This is a genomic window from Paenibacillus sp. T2-29 (genome assembly GCF_052921365.1).
The window spans coordinates 1-25601 of the sequence record NZ_JBREVE010000017.1; the positions used below are offsets into that span (position 1 = coordinate 1).

At 45.0% G+C, this 25601-nt stretch carries 33 protein-coding genes and 1 rRNA gene; 4 read left to right on the plus strand and 30 right to left on the minus strand.

Annotation, left to right across the window (positions count from 1 at the left end):
* The 3 genes from ACU1JV_RS26525 to ACU1JV_RS26535 form a co-directional block, all read right to left on the minus strand.
* Nucleotides 1-203 (minus strand): 16S ribosomal RNA (locus tag ACU1JV_RS26525); the annotation flags it as partial.
* Between the two features lie 364 nt (nucleotides 204-567).
* Complete coding sequence (locus ACU1JV_RS26530; protein ID WP_013312131.1) at nucleotides 568-798, minus strand: hypothetical protein; 231 nt, start codon at nucleotides 796-798, stop codon at nucleotides 568-570.
* A 195-nt stretch (nucleotides 799-993) separates the two neighbouring features.
* Nucleotides 994-1608 carry a stage II sporulation protein M gene (locus tag ACU1JV_RS26535; RefSeq protein ID WP_058831472.1) on the minus strand — a complete coding sequence of 205 codons (615 nt, stop codon included), beginning with the start codon at nucleotides 1606-1608 and terminating at the stop codon, nucleotides 994-996.
* A 95-nt stretch (nucleotides 1609-1703) separates the two neighbouring features.
* On the opposite strand from ACU1JV_RS26535, the gene pdaB reads away from it, so the two are divergent.
* Both pdaB and gerD read left to right on the plus strand, forming a co-directional pair.
* Nucleotides 1704-2483, plus strand: a complete 780-nt coding sequence (gene pdaB / locus ACU1JV_RS26540) for a polysaccharide deacetylase family sporulation protein PdaB (RefSeq protein ID WP_025679930.1) — start codon at nucleotides 1704-1706, stop codon at nucleotides 2481-2483.
* Nucleotides 2484-2589: 106 nt separating this feature from the next.
* Entirely contained in the window at nucleotides 2590-3321 is a 732-nt protein-coding gene (gerD, locus tag ACU1JV_RS26545) for a spore germination lipoprotein GerD (RefSeq protein WP_013373244.1), read from the plus strand.
* Nucleotides 3322-3354: 33 nt separating this feature from the next.
* Here the strand turns inward: gerD and ACU1JV_RS26550 are convergent, their stop codons facing one another.
* The 9 genes from ACU1JV_RS26550 to ACU1JV_RS26590 form a co-directional block, all read right to left on the minus strand.
* Nucleotides 3355-4461 carry an Mrp/NBP35 family ATP-binding protein gene (locus ACU1JV_RS26550; protein ID WP_058831474.1) on the minus strand — a complete coding sequence of 369 codons (1107 nt, stop codon included), beginning with the start codon at nucleotides 4459-4461 and terminating at the stop codon, nucleotides 3355-3357.
* Between the two features lie 59 nt (nucleotides 4462-4520).
* Entirely contained in the window at nucleotides 4521-5297 is a 777-nt protein-coding gene (gene cwlD, locus ACU1JV_RS26555) for an N-acetylmuramoyl-L-alanine amidase CwlD (RefSeq protein WP_013373246.1), read from the minus strand.
* A gap of 68 nt (nucleotides 5298-5365) precedes the next feature.
* On the minus strand, nucleotides 5366-6535 hold the full coding sequence (gene sat, locus ACU1JV_RS26560; RefSeq protein ID WP_090738084.1) for a sulfate adenylyltransferase: 1170 nt from the start codon (nucleotides 6533-6535) through the stop codon (nucleotides 5366-5368).
* Between the two features lie 55 nt (nucleotides 6536-6590).
* Nucleotides 6591-7283 carry a phosphoadenylyl-sulfate reductase gene (locus tag ACU1JV_RS26565; protein ID WP_413987081.1) on the minus strand — a complete coding sequence of 231 codons (693 nt, stop codon included), beginning with the start codon at nucleotides 7281-7283 and terminating at the stop codon, nucleotides 6591-6593.
* Nucleotides 7284-8522: 1239 nt separating this feature from the next.
* On the minus strand, nucleotides 8523-8651 hold the full coding sequence (gene rpsI, locus ACU1JV_RS26570; protein WP_422615430.1) for a 30S ribosomal protein S9: 129 nt from the start codon (nucleotides 8649-8651) through the stop codon (nucleotides 8523-8525).
* A gap of 98 nt (nucleotides 8652-8749) precedes the next feature.
* Nucleotides 8750-9454 (minus strand): RES family NAD+ phosphorylase, encoded by a 705-nt coding sequence (locus tag ACU1JV_RS26575; RefSeq protein ID WP_446724709.1) that lies wholly within the window; start codon nucleotides 9452-9454, stop codon nucleotides 8750-8752.
* 118 nt (nucleotides 9455-9572) lie between these two features.
* Complete coding sequence (locus ACU1JV_RS26580) at nucleotides 9573-9914, minus strand: phage holin, LLH family (RefSeq protein ID WP_446724710.1); 342 nt, start codon at nucleotides 9912-9914, stop codon at nucleotides 9573-9575.
* Between the two features lie 2 nt (nucleotides 9915-9916).
* Entirely contained in the window at nucleotides 9917-10747 is an 831-nt protein-coding gene (locus tag ACU1JV_RS26585; protein ID WP_446724711.1) for a glycoside hydrolase family 25 protein, read from the minus strand.
* A 13-nt stretch (nucleotides 10748-10760) separates the two neighbouring features.
* Nucleotides 10761-11222, minus strand: a complete 462-nt coding sequence (locus ACU1JV_RS26590) for a phage holin family protein (RefSeq protein ID WP_446724712.1) — start codon at nucleotides 11220-11222, stop codon at nucleotides 10761-10763.
* Nucleotides 11223-11441: 219 nt separating this feature from the next.
* Here ACU1JV_RS26590 and ACU1JV_RS26595 point away from each other — a divergent pair, with 219 nt between their 5' ends.
* On the plus strand, nucleotides 11442-11846 hold the full coding sequence (locus tag ACU1JV_RS26595; RefSeq protein WP_446724713.1) for a hypothetical protein: 405 nt from the start codon (nucleotides 11442-11444) through the stop codon (nucleotides 11844-11846).
* On the opposite strand, the gene ACU1JV_RS26600 is transcribed toward ACU1JV_RS26595, so the two are convergent.
* Nucleotides 11790-11954 (minus strand): hypothetical protein, encoded by a 165-nt coding sequence (locus tag ACU1JV_RS26600; RefSeq protein WP_446724714.1) that lies wholly within the window; start codon nucleotides 11952-11954, stop codon nucleotides 11790-11792. The two genes, ACU1JV_RS26595 and ACU1JV_RS26600, sit on opposite strands and share 57 nt — an antisense overlap.
* 94 nt (nucleotides 11955-12048) lie before the next feature.
* Between ACU1JV_RS26600 and ACU1JV_RS26605 the strand changes: the two genes are divergently transcribed.
* On the plus strand, nucleotides 12049-12585 hold the full coding sequence (locus tag ACU1JV_RS26605) for a stalk domain-containing protein (protein WP_446724756.1): 537 nt from the start codon (nucleotides 12049-12051) through the stop codon (nucleotides 12583-12585).
* Here the strand turns inward: ACU1JV_RS26605 and ACU1JV_RS26610 are convergent.
* From ACU1JV_RS26610 to ACU1JV_RS26690, 17 genes are read right to left on the minus strand one after another with little or no spacing between them, the layout of a single operon-like run.
* Complete coding sequence (locus ACU1JV_RS26610) at nucleotides 12579-14495, minus strand: phage tail spike protein (protein ID WP_446724715.1); 1917 nt, start codon at nucleotides 14493-14495, stop codon at nucleotides 12579-12581. The two genes, ACU1JV_RS26605 and ACU1JV_RS26610, sit on opposite strands and share 7 nt — an antisense overlap.
* An 8-nt stretch (nucleotides 14496-14503) precedes the next feature.
* Nucleotides 14504-15130, minus strand: a complete 627-nt coding sequence (locus ACU1JV_RS26615; RefSeq protein WP_446724716.1) for a phage distal tail protein — start codon at nucleotides 15128-15130, stop codon at nucleotides 14504-14506.
* Between the two features lie 32 nt (nucleotides 15131-15162).
* A complete protein-coding gene (locus tag ACU1JV_RS26620) occupies nucleotides 15163-15303 on the minus strand; it encodes an XkdX family protein (RefSeq protein WP_019686685.1) in 141 nt (46 codons plus the stop codon).
* The gene (locus ACU1JV_RS26625) at nucleotides 15300-15659 is read right to left on the minus strand and encodes a hypothetical protein (protein WP_446724717.1); all 360 of its coding nucleotides are present in this window, start codon (nucleotides 15657-15659) and stop codon (nucleotides 15300-15302) included. Before ACU1JV_RS26625 ends, ACU1JV_RS26620 begins: the two co-directional genes overlap by 4 nt.
* The gene (locus ACU1JV_RS26630) at nucleotides 15656-16552 is read right to left on the minus strand and encodes a phage tail protein (protein WP_446724757.1); all 897 of its coding nucleotides are present in this window, start codon (nucleotides 16550-16552) and stop codon (nucleotides 15656-15658) included. Before ACU1JV_RS26630 ends, ACU1JV_RS26625 begins: the two co-directional genes overlap by 4 nt.
* Nucleotides 16553-16570: 18 nt before the next feature.
* The gene (locus ACU1JV_RS26635; protein ID WP_446724718.1) at nucleotides 16571-16981 is read right to left on the minus strand and encodes a phage tail fiber protein; all 411 of its coding nucleotides are present in this window, start codon (nucleotides 16979-16981) and stop codon (nucleotides 16571-16573) included.
* 12 nt (nucleotides 16982-16993) lie between these two features.
* On the minus strand, nucleotides 16994-17560 hold the full coding sequence (locus tag ACU1JV_RS26640; RefSeq protein ID WP_446724719.1) for a distal tail protein Dit: 567 nt from the start codon (nucleotides 17558-17560) through the stop codon (nucleotides 16994-16996).
* Nucleotides 17557-21243 carry a phage tail tape measure protein gene (locus tag ACU1JV_RS26645; RefSeq protein ID WP_446724721.1) on the minus strand — a complete coding sequence of 1229 codons (3687 nt, stop codon included), beginning with the start codon at nucleotides 21241-21243 and terminating at the stop codon, nucleotides 17557-17559. The genes ACU1JV_RS26640 and ACU1JV_RS26645 overlap by 4 nt, the downstream gene beginning before the upstream one ends.
* A 12-nt stretch (nucleotides 21244-21255) precedes the next feature.
* The gene (locus tag ACU1JV_RS26650) at nucleotides 21256-21426 is read right to left on the minus strand and encodes a hypothetical protein (RefSeq protein ID WP_336078527.1); all 171 of its coding nucleotides are present in this window, start codon (nucleotides 21424-21426) and stop codon (nucleotides 21256-21258) included.
* 28 nt (nucleotides 21427-21454) lie between these two features.
* Nucleotides 21455-21829: a hypothetical protein gene (locus tag ACU1JV_RS26655; protein WP_446724722.1), complete on the minus strand. Its 375-nt coding sequence runs from the start codon at nucleotides 21827-21829 to the stop codon at nucleotides 21455-21457.
* Nucleotides 21826-22428 (minus strand): major tail protein, encoded by a 603-nt coding sequence (locus tag ACU1JV_RS26660; RefSeq protein WP_446724723.1) that lies wholly within the window; start codon nucleotides 22426-22428, stop codon nucleotides 21826-21828. Before ACU1JV_RS26660 ends, ACU1JV_RS26655 begins: the two co-directional genes overlap by 4 nt.
* Nucleotides 22429-22432: 4 nt before the next feature.
* Nucleotides 22433-22768: a hypothetical protein gene (locus ACU1JV_RS26665; protein WP_446724724.1), complete on the minus strand. Its 336-nt coding sequence runs from the start codon at nucleotides 22766-22768 to the stop codon at nucleotides 22433-22435.
* Nucleotides 22768-23157, minus strand: a complete 390-nt coding sequence (locus ACU1JV_RS26670; RefSeq protein ID WP_446724725.1) for an HK97 gp10 family phage protein — start codon at nucleotides 23155-23157, stop codon at nucleotides 22768-22770. The genes ACU1JV_RS26665 and ACU1JV_RS26670 overlap by 1 nt, the downstream gene beginning before the upstream one ends.
* Entirely contained in the window at nucleotides 23150-23461 is a 312-nt protein-coding gene (locus ACU1JV_RS26675) for a phage head closure protein (protein ID WP_446724726.1), read from the minus strand. The genes ACU1JV_RS26670 and ACU1JV_RS26675 overlap by 8 nt, the downstream gene beginning before the upstream one ends.
* A complete protein-coding gene (locus ACU1JV_RS26680; RefSeq protein ID WP_446724727.1) occupies nucleotides 23458-23733 on the minus strand; it encodes a hypothetical protein in 276 nt (91 codons plus the stop codon). The genes ACU1JV_RS26675 and ACU1JV_RS26680 overlap by 4 nt, the downstream gene beginning before the upstream one ends.
* Nucleotide 23734: 1 nt before the next feature.
* Nucleotides 23735-24292: a head fiber protein gene (locus ACU1JV_RS26685; protein WP_069291504.1), complete on the minus strand. Its 558-nt coding sequence runs from the start codon at nucleotides 24290-24292 to the stop codon at nucleotides 23735-23737.
* Nucleotides 24289-25599: a phage major capsid protein gene (locus tag ACU1JV_RS26690; protein ID WP_446724728.1), complete on the minus strand. Its 1311-nt coding sequence runs from the start codon at nucleotides 25597-25599 to the stop codon at nucleotides 24289-24291. Before ACU1JV_RS26690 ends, ACU1JV_RS26685 begins: the two co-directional genes overlap by 4 nt.
* Between the last annotated feature and the right edge of the window lie 2 nt (nucleotides 25600-25601).

A 25601-nucleotide genomic window follows, 5' to 3' on the forward strand; every position in this document is an offset into this window, starting at 1 on the left:
CTCCCATGCAGGAAAAGGATGTATCGGGTATTAGCTACCGTTTCCGGTAGTTATCCCTGTCTTGTGGGCAGGTTGCCTACGTGTTACTCACCCGTCCGCCGCTAGGTTATGCAGAAGCAAGCTTCTAAATAACCCCGCTCGACTTGCATGTATTAGGCACGCCGCCAGCGTTCGTCCTGAGCCAGGATCAAACTCTCCATTAAAGACCAACCAAAGTCGGTTTATCGAAAGAGCGATTAGCTCATGTTGAAACTGACGAGATAAAATATCTCTTTGTTTGATTTTGCGAACAAAATCATTTACTCACTCGTTGTTCAGTTTTCAAAGATCAAACCTTCATTATATCTCACTTTGTTTCACCACCGCATCTCAGCGGCGACTTTTATAATATATCATCTCTTTTTGAATTTTGCAAGAGTTTTTTTAATTCTTTTTTCGAGCAAATCCTTCAAAAAGGAACGAAAATTAATTTAACATGAATATTGAATAGAGTCAATACTTTTTTTGATATCAGAAAGTATATTTACTTCCTGATATCTCGGTCTGATATAGTTCTTCTTTATCTTATCATTGTTTGGTTTGCGGGACACGGCCTCTGCGTGCATATTTGGATAGTTCCTTAGCGGGTGCAAAACGGGCATACATGCGGAAAACTGTTTTATATCGAAGTGCTATAGCATAACGGATATCCTGGTCCAATCGGGTATCGCTCATATCAAGCAGCATTTCATCTAGTTCCTTACGAAGAACATAGTCAAGTTCCTTGCATTCTTTTTCATTAAACAGCATTCCCAACATATGACCATACTCCCTTATCAGCAGATTATATAGTACTTATATTTGCCCAATTAATTGTTCCAAACTTTACCTGTTTTTAAACTCAACTGCTAAGGTTTCAAACTTACTCCAAGTAATCTTTAATCTTTTTCTTTACGCTCTCCCCTTTGTTATGTTCAATTTTCGGGAAATATATAAATAATTGGCCATATTATTTTAATGCGACAATAAACGATAAGTTATGCCGCTCTCAATCGCAGCTGCTATAAACAGAAAGATGACAGACCATATTGACACGGTCAACGTTTGTTTCAAAAAAACCTCCCACGATGGGCCAGTACCTTTGCGTTTTAGTCCTATGCTTGTACCTAGGGTAGATATTATATTGACTCCAAACTTCAATCCGAAGGCACAGGCGATAATTAAAACAGGCAATTCAATCACACCATGAGGCAATAATCCTTTTACGACAATTTCATACATACTTCTTCCCATATCTGTCTGCAGGTGTACTACGAAACCTAAAACCATTCCGTTCACAATCAAAAATATAAACGGTACGATTCCAAAAAGAGCCCCGCTATATATAACCAGCACGCATTTGATTGCATTATTGAAAAAAATAAACACAAAAAAACTCCATTGTGGATGCTCAGAGTTCTGCAATCGTTGCGCCACTCCCCCCAGTCCCTTCATTTGTTGTGCCAACATAGCCTGAATAACACCTGTACTTAACCATCCCACTACAATACTTGCGCAGAAAAAAAGTGCAGCGATCAAAATTAGCCGTCTTGTCGTGCGTAAATCATAAAAAAATGCTTTTAGTCCCATTTGTTGATGCCTCCTATTGGTCCAATGGAATAATTGACAACCCCTGGCATAGCTTTAAGTAAACAAGCACTTCTAGGATGAAAGGGGCATTAACCATGAATTCTTTTTTCTATGTATTGAACGGCAAAAAAATCAAACGATTCTTGATCGTAATGGCAGCGGCCATCTTTACTGCTGGAGTCATTTATGTAGAAACCGATAATGTTACGGTCTTTTCCGAGGAAGCGCCAACTGCCATTTACAGTGTACCAACGGATAAAAAGCTGATCGCTCTCACCTTCGACATTAGCTGGGGGGATAAGCGTACTGCTCCCATTTTAAAAGTTCTCGAAGATAAAAAAGTGACCAAGTCCACCTTTTTTCTTTCTGCCCCTTGGAGCAAAACACATCCAGAACTCGTGAATCAAATTAAAGAAAGCGGATTTGAGATTGGCAGTCATGGCCATAAACACGAAAATTATAGCAGCTTAAGCGATGAAGAGATTCGTAAACAGATTTCAACGGCTCATACCACATTAACCGAGCTGACTGGACAATCCCCGAAGTTAATCCGCATGCCTAATGGTGACTTTGACAAAAGGGTACTTCAAGTTGCCAGCACTTTAGGCTACAAAACCATTCAATGGGATACTGACTCCCTGGACTGGAAAAACCCTGGTACGCAGGTCATCATCGACCGTGTTGTAAATAAAGCTCATCCCGGTGATATCGTCCTTCTTCATGCCAGTGATTCTTGCAAACAAACTCATGAAGCGTTGCCCATCATTATCGACAAGTTGCGGGCACAAGGCTATGAATTCGTGACTGTATCCGAACTGCTTCAACAGGGTACAGTAAAAGGTAAAGAGGTTCGCGATCAAGCTCTGGGTCTTTAAGGAGTTATTTTACATCGTTCTCAGCTAAAAACCAAAAACAACTCGACATATTTCTCCCCAATCATCCGCATACTATCCACATTCATGATAAAGGAGGAATACGGCCATGAATTGGACTCGTTTGCGATTTGTTAGCATGGTATGCGTGCTGGGCGTTGCACTGAGCGGCTGCGGCTCGGATCAGGGTTCTGCACCTCCCCAGACCAGTTATAAAGAGATGAAAACGATGGTTGTCGATATCTTGAAAAGTGATGATGGAAAAAAAGCCGTAGAAGAAGCTTTAACCGGGGAAAAAGAGGGGCAATCCGGTCAAAGTGGTGGAGGAGGTGGAGCTGGGGGCAGCATGGGAATGAAAATGCTTATGCCCACGCAATCCGCTGAACAGATGAAAATCGCAGTAAAAGATACTTTAATCTCACCCGAATATAAAAAAGAAATCGAAAAAATTATGACTGATCCGCGTTTTGCCGGAGAATTTGCCAAAGCCATCAACAGTCAAAGCAAACAGCTTCATATGCAGCTTATAAAAGACCCTTCTTACCAAAAATCAATTGAAGCGATGCTAAAATCGCCTGAACTAACCAAGATGTACATGGACTTAACTAAAACTCCCGAATATCGCAAACAATCTATGACAGTCATGCATGATGCTATGCAGAATCCGATTTTTCGGCTTGAGGTCATGAATTTACTCAAAACTGTCGTTCAAGAAGAACTTCAACCTAAGGTTGAGAAAAAAGGCGGAGAGCAAGGTGGATCTGGGGATCAAAAACAAGATGGTGGTGGAGGTGAAGGAGAACAAGGCGGTAGTGAAGGAGGGCAAGGAGGAGGTCAGTAAAAAAAAGGCTGGTTCAACAACCAGCCTTTTTTATTATTTAGATTCCATGTGCAACCTCGTAATTTGGGCGGCTATATCACCATAAATAGCTCCTGTCGCCGACTCCGATTTATATACTGATGGAGAAAAATCAGCTTCTGACGGATGATTATCTGGGATACCCAGCGGAATTTGCGCCAAAAGTTTCGTATGAAGTGTATCTGCCAACATAGCCCCGCCTCCCCGTCCAAAAACATAGTCTTTTTCTCCCGTGGAGGACACATAATAGGACATGTTCTCCACCACGCCTATGACCTTATGATCCGTTTGAAGGGCCATTGCCCCTGCACGTGCAGCTACAAAAGCTGCCGTCGCATGCGGAGTAGTGACAATGATTTCTTCACTCTGCGGGATCATTTGATGTACGTCAAGCGCTACATCACCAGTACCTGGCGGTAAATCAAGTATCATATAATCCAGCTTGCCCCATTCGACATCACTAAAAAACTGTCTAAGCATTCTTCCCAGCATGGGACCTCTCCAAATAACCGGATTGTTTTCTCTAACAAAGAAGCCCATGGACATGATCTTGATACCAAATCGTTCCACTGGCTGAATGATACCATCTTCGACAGAAGGTACATCCTCTACCCCGATCATATCCGGCACACTGAATCCATAGATATCAGCATCAATTAATCCCACTCGCTTACCCTGTCTGGCTAGAGCTGCAGCCAAATTCACAGCTACTGTCGATTTCCCGACACCACCTTTTCCGCTTGCAATGGCAATAAATCGTACGCTAGATGCTGGGTTAAGTAGCTCATGTTCTTCCATACCGACAGCATGTCCTTTGGTCAATACCGGATCAGCTACCTCCTCGGTATCCTCTCCATTTTGAATAGCTGACTTTTCAGACTCAGATGCCTCACGAATACGAATATGGACGTGACTTAATCCTGCCTTTTCTAACGTCTGCCGGATTTCCCGATCCAGTTCTGTCCGCGTCTCTTCCTGGCTATCCAGGGCAATAGCAGTCAATGATACCCGATCCTCTTTAACAACCACATCCCGAATAAAATGGAGATCAACCAAACGGCGTCCCGTTTGAGGCTCTCGCACTTGCTGAAGTAGCTCTATAACTTGCTCTCTCGATTGCATGAATAATCAGCACCTCTGCTTTATTGATTTACGTAGTGGTAAACACTTACAGTATACCACTATCTGACTTCAGGTGCTGATGAGGTTCCCTTTTCCCCGGCACTGTAACGCAAAATCCCTTTATATATGGATGCAGCCACTTGTCTTTGATAGTTCTCGTCACTGAGTCGTCTGGCTTCCTCTGGATGGGACAAGAATCCGACTTCTACAAGAGCTGCCGGCATTTTGAGTGCCTTTAATAAATAGACCGTGTTTACGGTCTTAGCCACTCTGTCCGTATTTTCCAAGTTGCGCTTGATTTCTTCCTGAATTAAGGACGCCAAATTCTCGTTATCTGCATGATTAGGTACGAAAAAGGTCTGGGCTCCACTCCAACGGCTCGACGGAATACTGTTCATATGAATACTTAAAAAGAGGTCCGCTTTCTGCTCCTCAATCATACGTACCCGTTGCTTTAAATCCTCCGTTTTTCTTCTGGAGTAGCCTTTTGTTTCTTGCTGCGCCAGATCACGATCATCCTCACGTGTCATGACGACAACAGCTCCTGCTTGCTGCAAATAATCCCGCAAATAAAAAGCGATCGCCAAATTAATATCCTTTTCAATGACCCCCTCTTTGCTAACCGCTCCTCCATCAGGCCCTCCGTGTCCGGCATCTATAGCAATTACCTTACCAGTAAGCGGTAGACTCCAATGAATCCACGCTCTCGAAGCAGGTATCTCATACAATGTCAGCATGATAAATAGAACAGCGAGACAACAGCCTAACAGCACTTTTTGCAGCGTCCGATAGCGAATCCACAGTGTGACCTCTTTTTTACGATTGTTTTTTTGCATAACAAAACGCCTCCGTCCTATACAGATACTAATAATCTATATGGGACGAGGCGTGTAGTTAGTACAACTCAGGCATGAACATATTCTTTCATACCTTCAATCAGCACTTGAGCGACCTCAGGTCGTGTAAATTCAGGTGGCGGACAAACCCCGGAGCGCAACAATTCCCTCACTTTGGTGCCGGAGAGCGTCAAATGGTGCTCCTTAGGATGTGGGCATGTTTTGCTTGAGGCCATATTTCCACATTGGGTGCAGTAAAAGCTGTGTTCAAAAAACAACGGGGTAATCCCCAGCTCTTCAGGTGTAAAGTGCTTGAAAATTTCCTGTGCTTCATAGGTACCGTAATAATCCCCTACACCGGCATGATCTCTTCCGACAATAAAATGGGTGCAACCAAAGTTCTTTCGCACAATAGCATGGAAAATGGCCTCTCTAGGACCAGCGTATCGCATGGCGGCAGGAAAGACCCCCAGTAAGGCTCGATCAGCCGGATAATAGTTGTCCAGCAACACCAGATAGCTCTTCATACGCACATTTGCTGGAACGTCATCTGACTTGGTCTCTCCAACGAGCGGATTTAGAAATAAAGCATCCACAATTTCCATCGCGCTTTTTTGGATGTACTCATGTGCCCGGTGTACCGGATTTCGTGTTTGAAAACCGACCACTGTCTTCCATCCCTTTTCAGCAAAAAGGCTACGTGTCTGTGCTGGCGTGTAATAAAATTCGCTAAATTGTGTAGGTTCTGGTCGATTCAGCACTTGCACCGTTCCACCTACATAGGTAGCAGGTCGATCTAACAATTTGTTTACGCCAGGATGGGCCGGGTCATCCGTCTTGAATACACATCTGGCTTCCTCTGCCTGGTCAACCTGATAAATACTCTCGATATCAAGTACAGCATAGATGATACCATCTGTTTCCCCCACCAAAGCCACCTGTTGACCTAGTTTCAGTTCACTGGCTATGGTTTCTACTACTGCAAGAGTAATGGGAATACTCCAGACTGTACCATCCGCAAGACGCATATCCGTTACCACCGAACGATAATCCGACTCATTCATAAATCCCGTCAATGGAGAGAAGGCCCCTACTCCAATCAAATCCAGATCAGAAATCGTCCATGGGTTTACAGGGATAGGAAACAATTCACCTGCAGCCTGCAAGAGTGCTTCTTGCTCCGGTCCTGTAATATTTCTGTCAACGAGCGTTCCGCCATGCGGAAGAATCGCAGTCATAATGCACTTCCTTTCTATAGCATAAATAAAGTCTCAGCGCTACCTATATACCATTTTATTGATGGAGCCCACACTCCGTTTTCTCATTCCCTGACCAACGACCAGCACGTGGGTCTTCACCTGGCAGGACTTCACGCGTGCATTGCTCACAGCCAATACTAGGATAATTGCGGTCATGCAATGGATTATACAATACTTCATGAGTGCGAATATAGTTCCATACATCCTCGGAAGTCCAGCTCGCCAAGGGGTTAAATTTAACGAGGCCAAACTTTTCATCATACTCTACCTTCTTTGCATTCGCACGCGTAGGAGCCTGATCGCGGCGAATACCGGTAATCCATGCATCGTATTGAGACAGAATGCGTGTCAGCGGCTCAACTTTGCGTATACCACAGCATGCATTAGGATTTGATTTCCACAGCTCCTCTCCATGCTCCGCAGCTTGCTCTTCTGGAGTGATTAAGGGAGAGACTCTAACAAAATCCAAATTGTATCTAGCTTTCATCTGATCTCGTGTATCGTAAGTTTCTTGAAAATGAAAGTCGGTATCTAAATAAAAAATATCGGTAGAAGGGCTAATTCTTTGAAGCATATCTACTAGTACTACATCTTCTGCTCCGAAGCTACAAGCAAAGGTAAGGTTAGGAAATGTATGAACTGCATACTTGATAATTTCTTCAGGCGTAGCCTCTTCCAGTTCACTTGCCTTGACTCTAATCAACGCTTCTTTCTCCAATAAATTCATTATCAATGCGCCTCCATATGAAGATTCATAAATAAGTGATGCTTCAAAGCCGACTAAACTAATAAGATTAAATACAGTATAAAACTTTCATATCCATTGTCAATCCAAGCAAAATCGTCATACTGTAAACATTTATCCTCTCGCATGATGCAGGAACGTTGTTCTGTCAGCATTCTTTAACGCTCTCCTGCATATCCAATCAAGTTCATTGGCTTTATATAAAATATTCTTATATCATACGTTTGAAAATTGTCCTTAGGTTGCTTCTTAACTAAAAGTAACTATTTATAGCAGAGGGTATGCCTGAACGTAAATATTTTAGGTCAATGAAGATGCTTTCTCTACTCCACCAGTGCCAAAGATATACCCGCTACACGGTTGCTATCGTATTCCTGACTAGATTTGATTATTATGATCAGATGAAAATAGCTGAGGATAAAAGCGTCGTTCCATAGATCCATGATTATCCTTGAATTTGTACGAGGAGATATATTTAGGGATCGAACATCTTATTTTCATTTTCATTCAAAGATGAAGTTTACGTGGCCGGCATCAGCTCAAGGTAAACCAGCTCTGACACTAATCGTGCTTCTATTAAGGAATATTAAAAAGAAATGGCACCCAGATCGCTAATAAGCCTCTATCCACTCCTATAGCGCTCACAGCAGCCCTTTAAGATGAATTAATACATTGGGGCACAAATAAGCCCTTAACGTAACTGGAGCCCTATTATAGGCTCGTTCTCAATGGTTAGAAAAACTCATCATCATCGCTGCAATACGGTAGCCGAGGAGATGGGCAGTAGTAGGCTAGAGATTGCTCTACAGCTAGTACGCATAAGCTAAACGATGTATCCCTTGCTGTATCCTGGACGTCACCAAAACAGCTACACAGGATAGAATAGCCATTGCTCAACCAGAAGATATATAAGCTTTTATCAAATTGGGAAAACAAAAAAATTCTCTGATCTTTTTAATTAGTCACAGGTTGTGAACATTACAGGATAAACCGTGTTAAAATAGCAAACTATATTTGTGCATAACTATACCTACTTTAGTAACATCGTGGATAACTTACGTATTCCAGACAGTATATGCGCTTATTTATGTATCGCAGAGCAGATGAAGCCATAAAACTCTAGTGTAGATCCATTTATCCACATATGGTTAATGAGCAGCAAATAATCTAAATAAAAAAGAACCCTTTCCATAAGGAAAAGGTTCTTCTGTATTCGAAATATTAACGTTTCGAGAACTGTGGTGCACGACGAGCGGCTTTGAGACCGTACTTTTTACGTTCGAAAATATAACATTCGGATGCGTTCAGTTTTCCGCAGTATAATAGGAAGAAAAAAATTTTTATTCCGATATTTTAGGGTCTGTTCTGGTTCAAATATGGTCAAAATATGGTCAAAAAAAGAAACTCCTGCTGACCATGAAGACGGCAGGAGTTTCTTTTTAATTTTTCTATGGAACCAATCTGGATTGACTATATGAAACGTTAATAACAGAGTCATCAAAGAGTACTAAATTATATCCTCCGTCGTGAACAGCACTTTTATATTTAATACCGTCAAGTTTCATAAAATCCTTTACATAAAGCGCAATTGCCTGAGTAGGTAGATAATCAATTTCAGGCTTATTGTAATCTATAGGGGCCGCAAAGCTATCATTAATAATTTTTCGAAAGCTATTACTCTTGCTGTATTCCTCTACACCATGTGTTAAATCAAGCAACTTTAAGTCCTGGTTAGGCTTGCATTCTGCAATACTGACAGAAGTTCCTGACTTTTTGTGTACTTCTTGCAAAACAGTTTCTATTGAGTCCGCTATATAAAGAAAAGGTAAACCAGCTGGGTTAACTCTACCTACCCCGCACCATTGTGCTGGAGGAGCTTTTAGATCCTTTGCTTTATAGTATGGCTGCTTGTCTTCTTTTTCAGCTCTACCCCTGAAATAAGGTCCGTCATGGCTAGAAATATTTAATGTAGCTATGTATGGAAAAAATTCCTCTAACAATTTTTTCAAGTTACCAACGTAATCATTCCAAATTTGTGTAACTTCCTTATCATGTGTAACCCTCATTGTCATAGCTAAATCTGAATAACTCTGCTGTCCGTCTTGTGTGTTTGCCGCCCCTTTGTAAACAACATAATCATTTTTTTCAGTCAAAACTTATCTTCCTCCTAATAAAGTAGTACCCTGTTAACTATCAGGTTAACAGGGCCTTTGTACCGATGCTTTCGGATACAATGTAAGTATAGTATCACTGGGTGATTCTGTAAATATATTAAGCGGATTTAATTTTATTCAGATTAAATTCTTCCCAGGCCTTTTGTATTGCCGCCTCAACTTCCTCCGGCTTGATAGATACTCCAATCTGACTCAGTTTGACGGTTAGGTACTTAACAGCCTCGTGAAACTTTTCCACGCCAGCTCCAGCATAGTTTCGTTCTACCCATGCATAAGCGTCTTGGGCCAGTTGTCCAATTCTGTTGCGCTGCTCAATGTTAAAACGTGCTTCATAGATCGGTTTAACCTTGCGATACAAGGAAGCTGCCAGTATAAGCAGGCCAAGCGTACCAAGTCCAATCAGGGACAGCGTAATATTTATGATGTATTGTTCGATCATGGTTATTTATCCCCCTTGAGAATGTTTTGACGTAGACGGCTTAGAGCTGCCGCAGCTTCTTCCCGTGTAATCGGTGCGCCGGGACGCGTTCCATCAAAGTAACCATTCTTGGTCATTTCCTCCCATACGTCAGCTGCCCACGGGCTAACCTTGTTAATGTCTCTCTGTTGTTCTGCCACTTTATTTTCTCCCTTCTTATTGAACCGTGTACGAATCTCATCCGCAGTTCCATCAAATTCATTTAGATCAACATTACCAGCAATTCCTTTGACCTTGCCGCTATCGCTGTACTGCCAAATATCCCATCGTTTCCACGTCACTGTATCGCTTGGTAAGCGCGTTTCACTGTACCGGGCTATCCATAGTGGGTAACCGCCCATTGAGGCGTTAAAATTGGCTGCGAATGCATTGCCTGTATAGATAATAGGCTTGCGCCCTGTAAGTCGCTCCAGCTCAATCAGGAAGGCCAACGCTACAGCGCTAATAAGTGTTTTAGACAGCTTGCCGGGATTGTTTTCATAGTCCATTACAGGCGGCAAGTCCAGTGACTTCCCACCCCCTACCTGTTCCAATACCTCTGCAAAATGCCTTGCTTCCGCTTTCGCTGCTTCAACACTGGTGGCATCTAGAAAGTGATATGCACCCAGCAATACCCCGGCTGCTCTGGCTCCTTTAGCATTCGTATTGAATGTAGGATCAACGTAACGTTGCCCCTGGCTGGCCTTGATGAAGGCAAATGAAATACCGTCAGCCTTGACCGCCTTCCAGTCAATCTTTCCTTGATAACGGGATACGTCGATCCCCTTTGCATTACCCTTTTTCCTCGCTTGCATTCTTGTTCTCCCCTTATACAGCAGGCTTCTGCTGGTCTTTGTCTTCCGGATCTGGCTCCGCCATATTTGGATTTTTAGGGACCTGTGACCGGGATTCAAATATTTTCACGGCATTCCGTAAAATATCCGGCATAGGTACACCCATGCGGCCTACATTTTCAATGACTGATAGCAATTCGTTAGCCAAATAAAAGAAAATGACCGCATCTCGGAAATAGTGTGCATCTCCCAAAATACGATCAATCAAATGAGCAATTGTAACCATTAGAAATATTGCTACTTTACGAGCTATGCCATAGTACCCTTTCCTGCTTTTCAGCTCCCCATTAATCCAGGCCGCTGCCCATCCAGTGAAGAAGTCGATAACGACCATCCACCACAATAGCGTTAGCATCGTTGTCCACCCCCCGAAAAAATAACCGATCATGGCCCCTGCGGACAAGCTTTTAATTGCCTGATCGACTTTCTCATGCATAACTCTTCCCCCTATTTGGGCCAGGAAAATTGTCCTGCCCTTTGTCAAAATCCGTGTAAATTATTCCGTTAAATATTCAAGCACAAAAAACCTCCAGATTAACGGAGGCTACTACAAGTATTTAGTTCATTGGAACCACCTTCTTTGAGTTAATAAAAGGAAATAACTCCTATTCTGTCGAATATCCATGATGCCCAGCCGAACAAAGGAGCATCTCAAATGAGTGAAAAAGAAACAGCAACCAATCATGAACATCAAGCAGAGAAAATCGATTATAAAGAAATGGTCATTAGAGCCTATGCTCAAGCTATAGATCTCGCCAAAGACCCAGAAGTGAAAGAAATATCAGTTTCGGAACCAAGCTCCAAATTGATTATTCTTACTAACTTCGGCCTCATTGAATGTGAATTGGACAACAATTCACCAATGCATAAATTACTTCTTGGAGTGGAAATGAACATAGCTGATAAATCTGAATTTGTGAATGAAACATCATTAATCACAATAAAAAATGCGCGATTAAAACCTTTTAGTCAGAATGAAATTACAGACTTACCAATATTCTCGTTATTTTCTGACCAAATAGTGGGGGTCTCTGCGGGAAGCATCAATAATTTGAGATGATATATCTTTGCAGATTTGATCTAAATCAGCACCATCTTTAATAATAAAAATCGGCTGGGCATCAATAAGTTGACCTTTGTCTTTATCACTTTCAATTGTAGTTTTCATTTGAGATTCCTCCTTGGAATATAAAACTTTTGGTCTGAAATACCGTAATAAATGGTATAATCTATGAAAAAAGGAGCTGTACCCCTTGAAAAAAATGATAATTGGTTTAGTAGCTGGTATGTTGATCGGATCGGCAACGGCGGCTGTAGCTGCTACCTCCCCAACTGTCCAAGCTGTAGTAAGTAAATATGCAATTACTGTAGATGGCCAGCAGCAAACACTTAAATCAGATCCACTCGTATATAAAGGCACTACATATTTACCAGTCAGAGAGGTTGCCGGGTTGACCGGGTATGATTTGCAATTTGATGCAAAGGGTAAAAAAATCGCTCTGCAATCTAAAGCGGAAGGAGGTTCAACAGTGAGTCCGACTACAAACCAACCTACTGAGAAAAAAGTTTCATGGATTACCGCAAGAGAAGCGAATGAAAAATACGGAATCAAATACGTTGTAGATAAAGAAAGCACATTCTCTTATGGAGAAAACAGCGTAGTCTTTCCTGTATCCATGTACGAAAATCCAGATGGTAAGACTTTTACCAATGCTGAAAAAACAGCATCTCTTATGTTTAAAAACGGTGTGCCTTATTTAGGTAATGACACTTTGCAACTCTTAGGTGTAAATCAATAATTACCACCGCCACGGCTCTGCACGAACAATTGAGTAACCACGTTAGCCACCACGCGCCCTAAGCTATTGGGCGCTATTTGTATTTCATGCCAGTTCCCTCGTGAAACACGCCCATCCCCATCTTTGGACAAATACGGAATGATATTGATGTCATTTCCGCTAGTTCCACTTATCTGGACTGCATTCCCATCAACCGTAATAGAAACGTTGTTTGGCTGTGGTCCTTCATATATCCCGTACTCAATTTCATGTGTATGGTCAGGTAAATTGATGTCGTGTGAATGTTCCGGTATCTCAACCGTATGATTATGACCAGGTATCGTTACTCTGTGACTATGACCAGGGATTGTTACTCTATGACTATGATCCGAAGTCAGAGCATGACTATGACTACCAGACATGGAAAATGTGACGTTCTCTCCTGTGCTTGTAACGAGATTAGTCCCGTCCGGTATACCGTGATTATGTTCCCCTCCCATATCAACTGCTTGAGGAACAAAGGTGGAATACTGAGACCATTTATCAGATGTACTAGCAGATTCAACAGTTGCCGCTAGTGTAGTAGTTGTTGGCGTTTGAACTGCTGACGTGGATGTGGATGGTACAGAAGCCCCACCCGCTGCTGTTGTTGTACTGACACCCCCACCGCCTTCAATAGCCTTGCTGTATGCCCGGAAAGCTTCCGTTTGGAAAGACAGCATAACCTTATTAATTCGGACAGTTTCATCAGGTACATAGAATTTCAGTATGGCTGGATGGTCTGGATCGCAATTATCTGCAAAGTCCCTGGTATCCAAATTTGTTGCGCCTTGTGCGTATACCTCGCTTATATGCATCCGGTTTCGTAAGTCGGCTATACTGCTGGCGATATCCTGAGTTTTGTTAGCAATCTCCAGCTTCACTTCTCCCGGCCTGCCTAACAGATCGCCTTTGCTTACCTTAAGCACCCGCGCAACGATATCAACACCCATTTCCTCATCCTGCACCCGAACCATTGCCCCCACCTTAAAGCGGTCAATAGGGTCCTTTGTTAGCGCGTAGATTTCAGCAGCATCAACCGTATATTGCATGCTTGGCACTTTCAGTTCATTGAGTGTGGCCCGGCATCTCGCTAATAAGGTGTCAGCAAATTCAAAACGTTTGTCTGCAAAAATGGTTTGTACAAGGCCAAAGCGCTGAATGTATTCCGGTTCTGCGTCAATATATGGCTTACCGCCATTAATATCAGCAAACGTGAGTTGATTAACCCCTTCACCATAGCCCAAGCCATAAATGCGTGTAGTAACCTGAGACGGGTCTACCTTGCGTTCTATGCCCTGCAAATTCACTCCGTATCGAATGTACGCTTCCTCTCGTGCAGAGGGCTGTACAAGGTTCAGAGTCCACGGGTAGGACGTAGTATCAAACGTCCACATATATTCATCCGTGAATGGCTGCGGAACACTGAATAGAGCGCCCAAAAGGTTTTCGTTCTCCCAGTTGTATTCATATTGATGTGAGATTTGAATATTTCCCAGCCGCCAACGTTGTGTAGTTTGTTTGGCCAAAATATATTGCAGTACATCCCGCGTATACACTCCCAAATTCCCAATCGTGTGGTATTGAAACAGTACATCATCGAGCAGCGTAGCTAAAACGTGTTCACACTGGTATGTGATTGTCTCCCCGCCGCTCCCTCGCTTTGCTGCACTGGACAGGATGCGGAATAGTTCAAGCCGAACATCACCGTCAAAGATTTCAACGAAGTACAGCGGCTTACACTCGGCATTCTTTTCGTCTCCTGCCGGCAAAGAAAATTGAGCTGTCCAAAGCGCATTCATCGTTGCGTCATAGCCGATATCATATGCATTCTCCAGATAGGCAACTTTCCGCATTTGCAAGTCATATATGGTTACGTGTGATCTTTTCATAAGCCCTCCTATACGTACCGATCTCGGTATGTGATACGGAACAAAATGTCACGCCCAGTTTCCGGGTCCGTCCATGTCAGGACGTTGTTCCCAAGATTTAGATCAAAAAAATTGCCCTGCATCTCGTGCAAAGCATTCTGGCCATTCTTTGTTATTTTGAGATTCTTAGAATCAATAATGACCTTATCCCCTGGAGCAAATAAACCTATAAGCTCAATATAGTCCGTATGGAATCTGCTGGCATCCGCTGTTATGCGACCTTCACCGTGCATAGGTACGGCCTGCGCCAAGATTTCTCTAATGTATACAGCATCCGTTATACGTCCCTCGCCCGACATTGGTACGGCTTCCAAGGCATATTCACGGACAAAATCGGCCTGCGCCTGACCTTCACCGGACAGATTAGCCTCTGCTGTCATATCCAAAACAAACTCCAAAATGTATTCCGTTATTGTACCGGGTTCATCCACATTAAACGACATGAGGTTAAACGCATTATCGCTTTCGGTTCCATCCGTCTCAAGCTTTCTAGAGTACACTTGCCCGGAACCAGAAAGAGATGCAGAAAGGTCAATAATGTTCCCTTCTACATCCCCTATATTAAAACCAAGGCTATTAAATCCACCATTAAACATAGCGTCCTCCTATCAGGCAAGGAAAATTTTCCTTACTGGAAGTCCACGCCTGTAATGGTCTTGTATTCTTCCGGTGTGATTTCTCCGAAACGATTTGTCTCCGTGATTACTGCGCCCTTCAATTTCTCTGCCGTTACCCAGTTCCACTTAAAAGCAAGAGTCCAAAATGTCATGACTGATTAGCCCCTTTCAGATTGATTAGTTCTAATTTTGTAGCTGCTAGTTCAGCGCCCATGCTGGCTAAAAGTTGAGTTTGTTGCATGGTTTGAATCTTCATTTCTGCGAGTTGCTGTCCAAGAAGTTCATGACTGGTCGGCTGTGCAGAACCCTTTACAATCAGACCGCCATCCGGTGCAACTTCAATTTCCCGTTCCTCGATTACCACACCCTCAGGCAGCGGGTTCGTGACTTGCTCCTCATAGATTGGGTTTTGGTCCTTATCTACCCCAGTCTGTACTTGTTGTTTTCGGTAGTCCCAAGGGCCAATATTGATTACCTCGCCATTTAGTATCACGCATTCTTTTATCATAACGCCCTCCATCCAGTGTTACCGCCAGCGCCGCCCTCTTTTACATACAAAGTAGAACCTGGGCCTCCGTCTCTCCTCCGGTATAAAGAGCCTGGATATGCAGATACGGCCCCCTCGGGACTCCCATTACCTGTGTACATGTCCATGATGGTTTTTAAACCAACTCTTCCGTTCATATCTGCAAAACTCAATTCTCCCGAATCGGCAACAAAATTTACGTCAAGTTTTCCCGGATCACCAAACCCTAAATAGGCCTTTCGCCCTTCACTTACTCCTTTCGGAAAAAATTCAATGTATGCATGCGTAGTACCAACCAAACTTATCATCGGACCATCCCCAGTAAGACGACCACCGGATTTAGGAAAACTTGCGTTTTTAGCATTTGTTTCTGCCGTATTCGCTTTTGCCTGCGCTCCTGCTGGTGTTTCTCTGCTATTAGCCAGATCATAAGCTTTTTTTATTGCACTCTCTGTAGCTGCTATATCATTCCGCGTTCCGTCAACAGCCTCGGATAGTTGAGTGATACCCTTTTTAGTTAGAGAAGCATTCTGCGTCTTCTCTACAACTGTAGTATTAAGGGTAGTTACCTTGTTGTCTATTTCATTGATGTTATCCTGCACTGTCCGAAAGTCAGCAGCGGTAAAATTGCGTGCAATCCGTGTACCGACAGGCCAAGCACGGGCAACGCCCTCATATCCGCGCACACAGCCTTTCAGTACATTATCCTCTACCGATGTATACGTAATGGTTTCTGCTACATCCCCGTTCCCAATGACTGCAATCCCCTCGCCTTGAAGCAGCACGGACGCATTAGCAACAGTAATTTCCGTTTGCGTGTCCGTTATCAGCTCTGAAAGCTCCGTCTTCGGTGAATTTACAATTGGTGGATACATTTTTTCCACGCTTCACACCTACCCTTCATCTACTTTTATTTGCCCGGCAAGAAACCGAAGTGTGTCATTGGTCTGTACCGTGCGCGGTGTTTTGACTGCACCGTGATAGACAAGATTGCCCCCGGTTGCTGCTGTCCGAATGCCTATGTGTGTTATCAATCCCCAATCTGCTCCAGCGATAGGAAAAGAGACATCCCCCACGCTGGACGTAACAGCCCTACGATCCGCTATAACTGGTTCAGAGAACGTCACAGCACGGCGCGTATAGCCTCCACCGCTTACCTCCTGCCCTGTGTCCGCATCCGTAGGACTACTGGTGTATAGGGCAATGTAAAGCGTTTGAGGAGAAGCAAAGTTCACTCCACGCAAAGCCGCATTAATACAGGCTGTTTTCCACCAGTTCGACTTACTTAGTAATATATCTGCCAATATAAAGACCTCCTATTCTACTTGATATTCGTTCGCAATTCGGAAGCTGCGTAATGTCGTGGTTCCTACATTAGTTAGGACGATGTATGGAAATGCCCTGATATTCCCGCCTGAGAAAATCTGAATATCCTCAGGAGAATGAGTGATTGTCGTTTCGTATATACGTTCCTGATTGCTGTATGCGAACGGATCAAAGGCGATAAAGGGTAAAGAGAATTTTCCTAGCCCCATGATACGTTCTATATCAAGACTGCCAGATAAACGGACAATAAAATACTGATCCGTCCGCTCTCTCAGCCGCATTTCCATCTCTCGTGGCTTGCCGTAGCTGTCAACCAAATGAGCAGCAAGCTGCATAGTGAGTTGTTGTAGTCGGAAAGGATCACGTCCGTTAAATGCACAGTCAAAAGTAAACTGTCTTGCTCCCAAGTCGGCTCCGTAATCCCATACGCCATTACGTCCCGCGATTGCTAGTGTACGATCCACGGTACCCGGAAGCGCCGGGCGTTTTGATGTGCCTAGCACTAAGAAACCAAGATCTTCGTTTGACTTATTCCCCAGCCAAAGACTTGCACTCATGCTCTTGCACCTCCCATTGCCCGGCTTTGCTGCTCGGTCATAGACCAAATTTCGCGGGCCAGTTGCTTAATATCATTGTCAGACCGCACGCTAAATGTGGCTCCTGAAAACATACCATCCATGTTGTATGTGGTTGTGTTGCTGTTTTGCCCAAAAGCAGCAGCAGCCGCACCAGTTGACGACTGCAATCCAGACAGATTCGGAATTGAAACATCATTCAGGTCGTCCATTGTTGGTTGAATCGAATCCGCAACCATAGCAGACACTTCCTGTGCTGCTCGCGCTGCATCTGAACCCGCCTTACGAATACCAATCGCTAACCCTTCGCTGACAAATCGCCCGTACCCTGTCGTTAATCTTGAAGGTGAGTGCATATCGAAAAATTCAGTAATAGAGTCACTGATTTTCTTCGCAACCGCTCTGGCTTCTTTGGCAACAGACTCCGCTTTGCTCTTTATTCCGTTTGCCAGCCCGTTTATGATATCCGCACCAATTTGTGTAAGGTCTATACTCTTCCAGAAAGCAACGATTTCGTTCCATTCGTCGGTAATGTTCTTCCAGATTTTCTTCATTTCATCCGCTACTGATTGATACATTTTGGAAAATATACCTTTGGTAGCTGTCCATAAATCATTGAGTTTGGTCTTTGTACTGGTAACAAACACATCCCACTTGCTCAGGATTTGCCCCGTTTCCCAATCAATTTCATTAACGTGTTCCCCTGCCTGCTTCTTGGCTTCGGCAATGACTGATTCGTGCATTCCTTTAGCTTTGGCAACTGTTTCGTCATGTTGTCTTGTCGCCTCTTTAATAAGCTTATCTGCCTGTTCCGCCGTGATCGTGCCGGCCTCGTCACGCTGCTGGATGATCGTCTTAATCACATCATTGAACTGCTCATCAGCCGCCTTGATCGTTTCGTCCCGCTGCTTGACGCTGTTGGCAACGACTTCCGCCGCTTGCTGTGCGCTCAGATCGCTTGCATTCTGCTTCATCCGTTCCATGATGGCGCGTTGCTCCAGCTCATTTTCGGACATATGCTGAATTCCAGTTTCCACCATTTGCTGTTGGATGCGGTTAATCTCGGTACGCTCGGCATCTGTAATATCCCGTTTCTGGTTCTTGGCTTCCTCCAGAATCGCCGCAATTTTACGTTGTCCTTCCTGAACATTAGACTCCTGAGCGGCTTGGTGGGCCTTCATCTTCTCCAGAATGGCGGCTTCTTCCGTCTCAGTGAGCGCAGCAGAATTAGCATAAAAATCTGTCATGGTTTGGAGCTGTGCAGCATGATCCTCCTGCATGGCTGCTAGAACTTGGTCCCCCATTTGTGAAAAGGTATCTATAATGCTTTGTGCCGTAGCTTGTGTAACAGCCTGACCTGACCATTGAAGTTGGTTAAGAGCTACAGTGGCTTTATCATTCAAATCAAGGAATGCGCCTGCCGCCTCTTGCGTGCTGGCGGAAATATCCTCCCCGAATCGTTCTACTGCCGGAATAGAATCTGACATGACATCTTGAATGCCTTTAATGGCTGCTACAACGATAGAAACAGGCCCTGCAAGGGCAAAAATAACTCCCTGTAACACCGGGGACAGTTCCATGATATCTTCCCAATTGGCATAAAGCGCTACGCCTGCTGCTGTAATGGCTGCCAGACCAGCAACAACCCAACCTACAGGATTACTGAGTAACGCCATAGCGCCCCCAGTCACACCCGCCGCGCCTCCAATGGCACCCAAGGCCGTAACCGCCGTCCCGATCGTGGACACTAATCCCCCAAGTCCAATTAACAAAGGTCCTACTGCTGCCGCAATGCCTCCAATAGCTAAAACCGTGTTTGCGCTCTCGGGCGACAGGTTTTTCAACCAATCCGTTACACCCTTTAGCGCTTCTTGCACTTTGGGAAGCAGTTCCTCTGCCAGATCCAATAGCGCTTGCCCCAGTGGAACCAAATCGGTTTGCAGTTCTCGCCACATCTTCGAAGCCCGCGCTCCAAAGTTGTCCTGTAGTGCCTCACCTGCTGCATCCGTAGAGCCAATAAAGGTTCCAAGATCTGTGTTCGCCGTGGCAAAGAAGTCCCGGAATTGAGGTCCTAAATCCTCTAACGGGGTACCCATTAAAGCAATTGCGGTCTGCGCCCGCTGCGCAGGGTCCTTGATCGAAGAAATAGCCGTTACAACAGCCGTGAATGCCTTCTTCGTCGATTCGCCGCCGCTGGCAATGTCATTTTCAACTTGCTTGAAGTCCAGACCCAAAGCCTTCAGGGCATCACGTGAACCACCACTGCCGTCCCCAATCTTGAGGAATGCCTCCTTTGCGGAATCCCCAATTTTGTCCAGATTAAACGCGCCTTTTTCTGCGCCTGCAATCAGAATAGCGGTGAACTCGTCTGCACTGTATCCCAACCCCTTGAACTGCGGTGCATACTCCCGTAAGGTATCCAGCAATTCATCTGAAAAGTTGCCGCCTCGCTGAAAGCCGACCGTGATAAGATCCATTGCCTCGGAACCGTCGATACCAAAGTTTTTCATGAGTACCGAAGCGGTTCGGGTAGTCTCATTGACCTCAGCATCAAATGCTTCTTTTAAAATGACCGCCTTTTGGGTCAGATCCGTTAATGTTGAATCGTCCAGACCTTGGATGTTAGTACGGGTAGTGATAAGCGCTTCATTTACTTCATCTAGGCTTTCACCGAACCCGTTCTTCCAAATGCCTTGAGCAGCCAACGCCAGTTTATCTGCCTGATCTGCGGTCACGCCCAGCGAAGCCCGCATTTTACCGGAAGCCGCATCCAAATCCAAGGCAACTTTTCCCGCAGCCGTACCAAGAGCCAAAAGAGGAGCCGTCACGCCAACAGTCAAGGCGGTGCCGACTCCCTTCATTTTGTCTCCAGCTGCTTTGAATTTGTCCCCTACTTGCCCAAGCTGATCGCCTGCGTCTCCTGCTTCATCTTCCAGATCGTCCAGTTCGCCACGGGCTTCGCGTAATCCATTCTCAAAGCGTTTTAACTCCTGTTCAGTACGGACCAGTTCACGTTGAAAGGCTCGATATTGTTCTTCTGATATATCTCCACGCTGAAACTGCTCTGTGACCTGTTGTTGAGCGCTGCGAAGCGTGTTGAGTTTGTCGCTTGTGTTAGCAATAGCATCCGTCAGTAGCTTTTGCTTTTGCGCCAGAAGCTCCGTGTTACTTGGATCGAATCGCAAGAGTTGATCTACTTGTCTTAACTCCCCTTGTAAATCCTTGCTTCTCTTATTGGCATCTGCTAAGGCATCGTTTAAACTACGTGTGTCACCGTTAATCACGACATCAATTTGTGGTGCATTCAGGCTATTCAGACTGTTTTGAAGCTTTTTCAATTCCTGCTCTGTCTGAACCAATTCGCGCTGAAAGGCCCGATACTGTCCTTCGGTAATGTCCCCACGGGCAAACTGTTCGTTAACCTGTTGCTGTGCAGCACGCAAAGTATTCAATTTATCCGATGTGTTGGCGACTGCATCCGTTAAAATCTTTTGCTTTTGTGCCAATAATTCTGTATTTCCGGGGTCTAATTTCAGGAGTTTTTCAACCTGCTTTAGCTCCCCCTGTAAATCCTTACTTCGCTTATTCACGTCAGACAGGGCCGCAGATAGTCCGGTTGTCTCCGCTCCAATGACGACGTTAATACCCTTGATTGTTTCAGCCAACTACTGCACCCCCTATCTGCTGTAAAATGAATCAATATCTTCTTGTACTGCTTCCCTCGAACCGCCCGGCTTGTTGCCTGTGAAGCTGTGAGCCATGTCCAGTAGATCCGTTACCCTGAGTTCATTCATTTCTGAAAAGCTAAGGCCTACACGCTTACCGATCACAAGCAATTCAATTTCCATTCGGTCACGGGTATTATTCTGAGATGGCTTATCTGTTTGGTTTGGATCTCCCTTTACGAAAAAATCCGTCTCCGGCCTCCTCCAAGGCATCTTTCAGAAAATCACCATATACGTCTAAATCATCAAACTCACTGAGCCAGTTTGGGAAGCTCGGGAACTGCTTGCCGAAAGCGTCCGCCTTTGCCATGGCCCACACAATTTGCAAAATGAGTATGGTGTCGAATCGCTCCATAAATTTTGTGGGGTCGATTTTATCCGATGCGCCCGGCTTAAATCCCGGTCCAAATGATTTCAGCAGATCCGCCAGCAAATCGGCCTTAAATTCTTGTTTGTAAAACAAAAGAGCCAAGGGGGTCGCCTTGACTCTTACCGTTTTACCTCCACCCATGTTCAGTTCTCTCATGCTTCAGCACCTCCGGTTACTCCAGTACCTGTGAGAACTGGTGTATATACAGATTCGAAGAACGCATTATAAGCAGCAGCATTCGTATCATTGAGTTCCATGTCGCCCTTTACAATTGTTTTTCCTGCTATCTCAATCGGGGAAACTGTAACAGAGAGAACGTCTGTCGAAGGCTCCACGCTGGCACCCTTGGTTGTCCGTTCCTTTGCGGTACGACTAGCTTGGGCTTCATAGTAGACAAAACGGCGGTTTTTTTGGTCACCCTGCACCTGCCCAAGAATAGCAAATGGTTGGGGGATACCGTCCGTAACTTCGACCAGCATACCGTTCTCATCAATTTCCCAGCCCAACATGCGGGCGATAATGGCATCTGGAATCAGTGCAAACTCCAATTCTCCCGTGTAGCCGTTATTTGATGTGGCAATGAAATAAGCTCGGTTTTCCGCGTAAAAGGTACTGGACTCACCTTGTGCTTCTGGTGTCCAGCGAACCGCTCCGTCAATGTGCTGCGGTTTTTCCCATGCAAGTGTGGCACTGTTTGTGTCTTTAAAAGCAATATGAACTTTCTCTAAACCATAGGTCACTTTATTTTCTGGCATATCATTACCCTCCAATTAATTGAATTTCATATAAAATTTGATACAGTTTTTCATCATCTAGCCAGCTTTCCAGCTTTGAGTAGGGTAAGTCCAGTTCCTTCAGCTTGTCTTGGACTTTCTTTTCAGAAGCCAAATCCTTTTTAGTGGTGTACAGCTCCACTTGGAAATTGCTGATTTCCAGATAGTTTTTGTTATCCGCTATCATGTCAGAACTATATGCAAACTGAAATGTAATGAACGGTGGGGCCGGGGCAGGATTTTTCTCTGTCACTGTAAAATGACTATATGTTGCTGGCATTCCCAGTGATTTAAGTTCGACAAATAGCTCAGATTGTTCCACTACCCATTACCTCCGTTACGAATGATGCGCTTGATATCATCAGCGAGATGTGCCGCATGGTGATCATATGCAGGCCGCAAGTGAGGATAAGCCCTTACCCGCCCACCTCCGCGCTTGGCATGTCCAAATTCCAGCAAATGCACACGGCGGGAATACTTTTTATTCCAGACCACCAGCCGTTTTAGTGTGCCTTTGCTTTGATCGGAAACCTTGAATCCCTTGGCGTACTTCCCGGTATGCTTAGGTGCGCTTGTCTCCGCTTCTTGGCGTACCTTCTCCGCTACTTCATCCAAATGCTGGTCAATCCCTTTTTCCACATCATCGGTGTATTCCTGTACGGCGCGGGTGATTTCGGAAACAAGCTGATCAATCTCAATGTCACTAGCCATCTGCCGCCACCCTCTCACAAGTCAATTCCAATTCTTCAAATCCGGTTGCATAGGTACGAACCACCCTGTACAGTACGCCATCAAAACGGACAGACTGTTCATAGTTGTACTCATAGCCATGAATAACAAACACCATTTCAGGCCGTAGCCCTGCAACCGCTGCATTGTAAAACTCAGTACGTCCCACAGATTGGAGTTTGCACAAAACGACCGTCTCTACTGGATCGCCGGGAATCTGATTGCCTATATCGTCCTGTGTAATTTCACCGGGCCTGATTAATGTAAGTTCATAATCCCAACTCATAACGACCTCCGGTTATGAAGGATTAGGTTGTGTAATCTGAATTGAAGGTGACGCGGCATAGCCCCGGATTCATCCCGGGACTGATACCGCCATGTAGCATAATCAGCACAAAAAAGAAGATGATTGAAGTTCTCCGTATCAAGCGTAAGCTCTTTTTCATCTTCCAATTCGGTAATGACTGATTTTGCAATAGCCTCCAGATAGGTGTCACGCACAGTTGTACGAATGCCCAGCCGTTCTTTTACAAGTTCGACAATAGCGGTGGCGTCCATATTAACCCGCGCCTTCTAGAGCCGTTACGCGGGCCGCTAGAGCGTCATACTGGGCCTTTGTGACCTCGCCCGGATCGCCTTTATCGCCCTTGTCACCTTTTGCCCCGGCTGCGCCCGTTGCCCCAGTATCGCCTTTATCGCCCTTTGGTCCTGCTGGCCCGGTTGGTCCCGCTGGGCCTGTTGCTCCTTTGTCACCCTTTGGCCCTGGTTGCCCTGCGCCCCCTCCGGTAGTAGACCGAATCACGGAAGCCAATTCGCCAGCCTTAACCGCCTTAACGATGTATCCGAATCCAGTTGCTGACGCTACAACCACGCCACCCGCCCCGGCTGCCACCGTTGCACCTGCCGTGATATCCTCACCAGCTTCCACCAACCAAGATGGACTGTTGTTAATGGTCACGGTGATTTCCTCGTCCTTTTTCAGTCTCCCTGTGGAGCGGAAGTCTGGAGTACCACCCGCTGTAGTTGCCGCCAACGTGATGCCCTCTGCTCCTACCGTTTTAGATAGGAGTCGGTTTGCTGCCACATCCTCAGTTACTACCGCTGTAAACTTGCTCATCCCTGAGCACCCCCCACTGTAATTTTGATAACGGCAAAATACTCTGTGTAAACTGGTTTACCATCGTATCTCCCCGTTCCCTTGAAAACAGTTTGATCCTGAATGAAACGGACTTCCTTCGAGCTTTCAATTTTGACGCCTGCACGTTCCGCCAAAAGGTACTTTTTGAAGTCACCCAGGATGATCGTGTCAGCAGGTGCATATTGTGACCAGACAATACGTGTGCCATCGGGCAACATTGGATTGGTGACAGTTTGGACAACCACTCTACCGTCCGCCGTTTTCACAAGAGTTTGCGGCACAATGTGCTTGTAATAAGTGGAACGGCGCATAACGGCAATAACTTCCTCAATCGGTGCGCCATCTTCTCCATCATCAATCAAAGCCATTTTGGTAACGATGCTTTCTATGGAACCGTCAACCTCAACGTTTCGGTCAGCCTCAGATGCCAAAGCTGTAACCACACCAAGCGGCTGTTTTGCTGTCGGGCCTGCACCGATCAAAATAGCCTTGTCCAAAGCTTTACCGATAGCCATCGCTAAACGACGTTCGACAAAATTCGCCAAATCAATCATGCTGTCCTCTAAAATGGCGTTGCACAGAGGAATAAAGCCGCCCACTTTAAAGCCATCCAGTTCGGTTTGTGTGAAGGCATCTGTCAGCTCTTGAACCGGATCACACATTTCAATCCAAATTGCTTCAGGAATTGCACCGTCCAAAATAACACGTGCATCACCATTCAGCGGGACAACCTCAACTTCTTTGTACAACCGACTAAAATCGCCAATTCGTGTGCGGATCATGTCAATAACAACGGTAGGAATCGTTGCATCTGCTCCAGTGAGTGCGCGATTTTCTTTCACAGCCGTAGCCAGTGCGGAATAAAAATCACGTACCTCCGGTTGGTTCAATCTTTCAAGTGTTTGCGCCCGTGTCTCGTATTTGTTGCCTCTCATTCTTGTTTCGCCTCCTGTTTGTGTATGGTTTCTTTCGGATGGTGCTGGAGTTGGTAAAGGGGTTGATTTATTATCAGGCGCTTGGCTGTTGAGTTGTTCCAGTTCTCCTTCAAGTGCTGCAATCTCGCCTTCCAATACGCCTTTCTGTTCAGCAACCCCCGTCTTCTCCTGCTCCAGTTCCGTAACGCTTTCTTCTACAGCTGCAATTTCTTCGTCGGTGGCGGCTTCCTCAATTGCGGATTCCAACTCATCGGCTCTCGTTTGCAAGCTGCGTTCTTGCCCCAACAGTTCTTCAAGAGCAGCTTTACGCTGCTGAATCTTTTTTGCCAGCATAATTTGTCTAAGTGCCATTA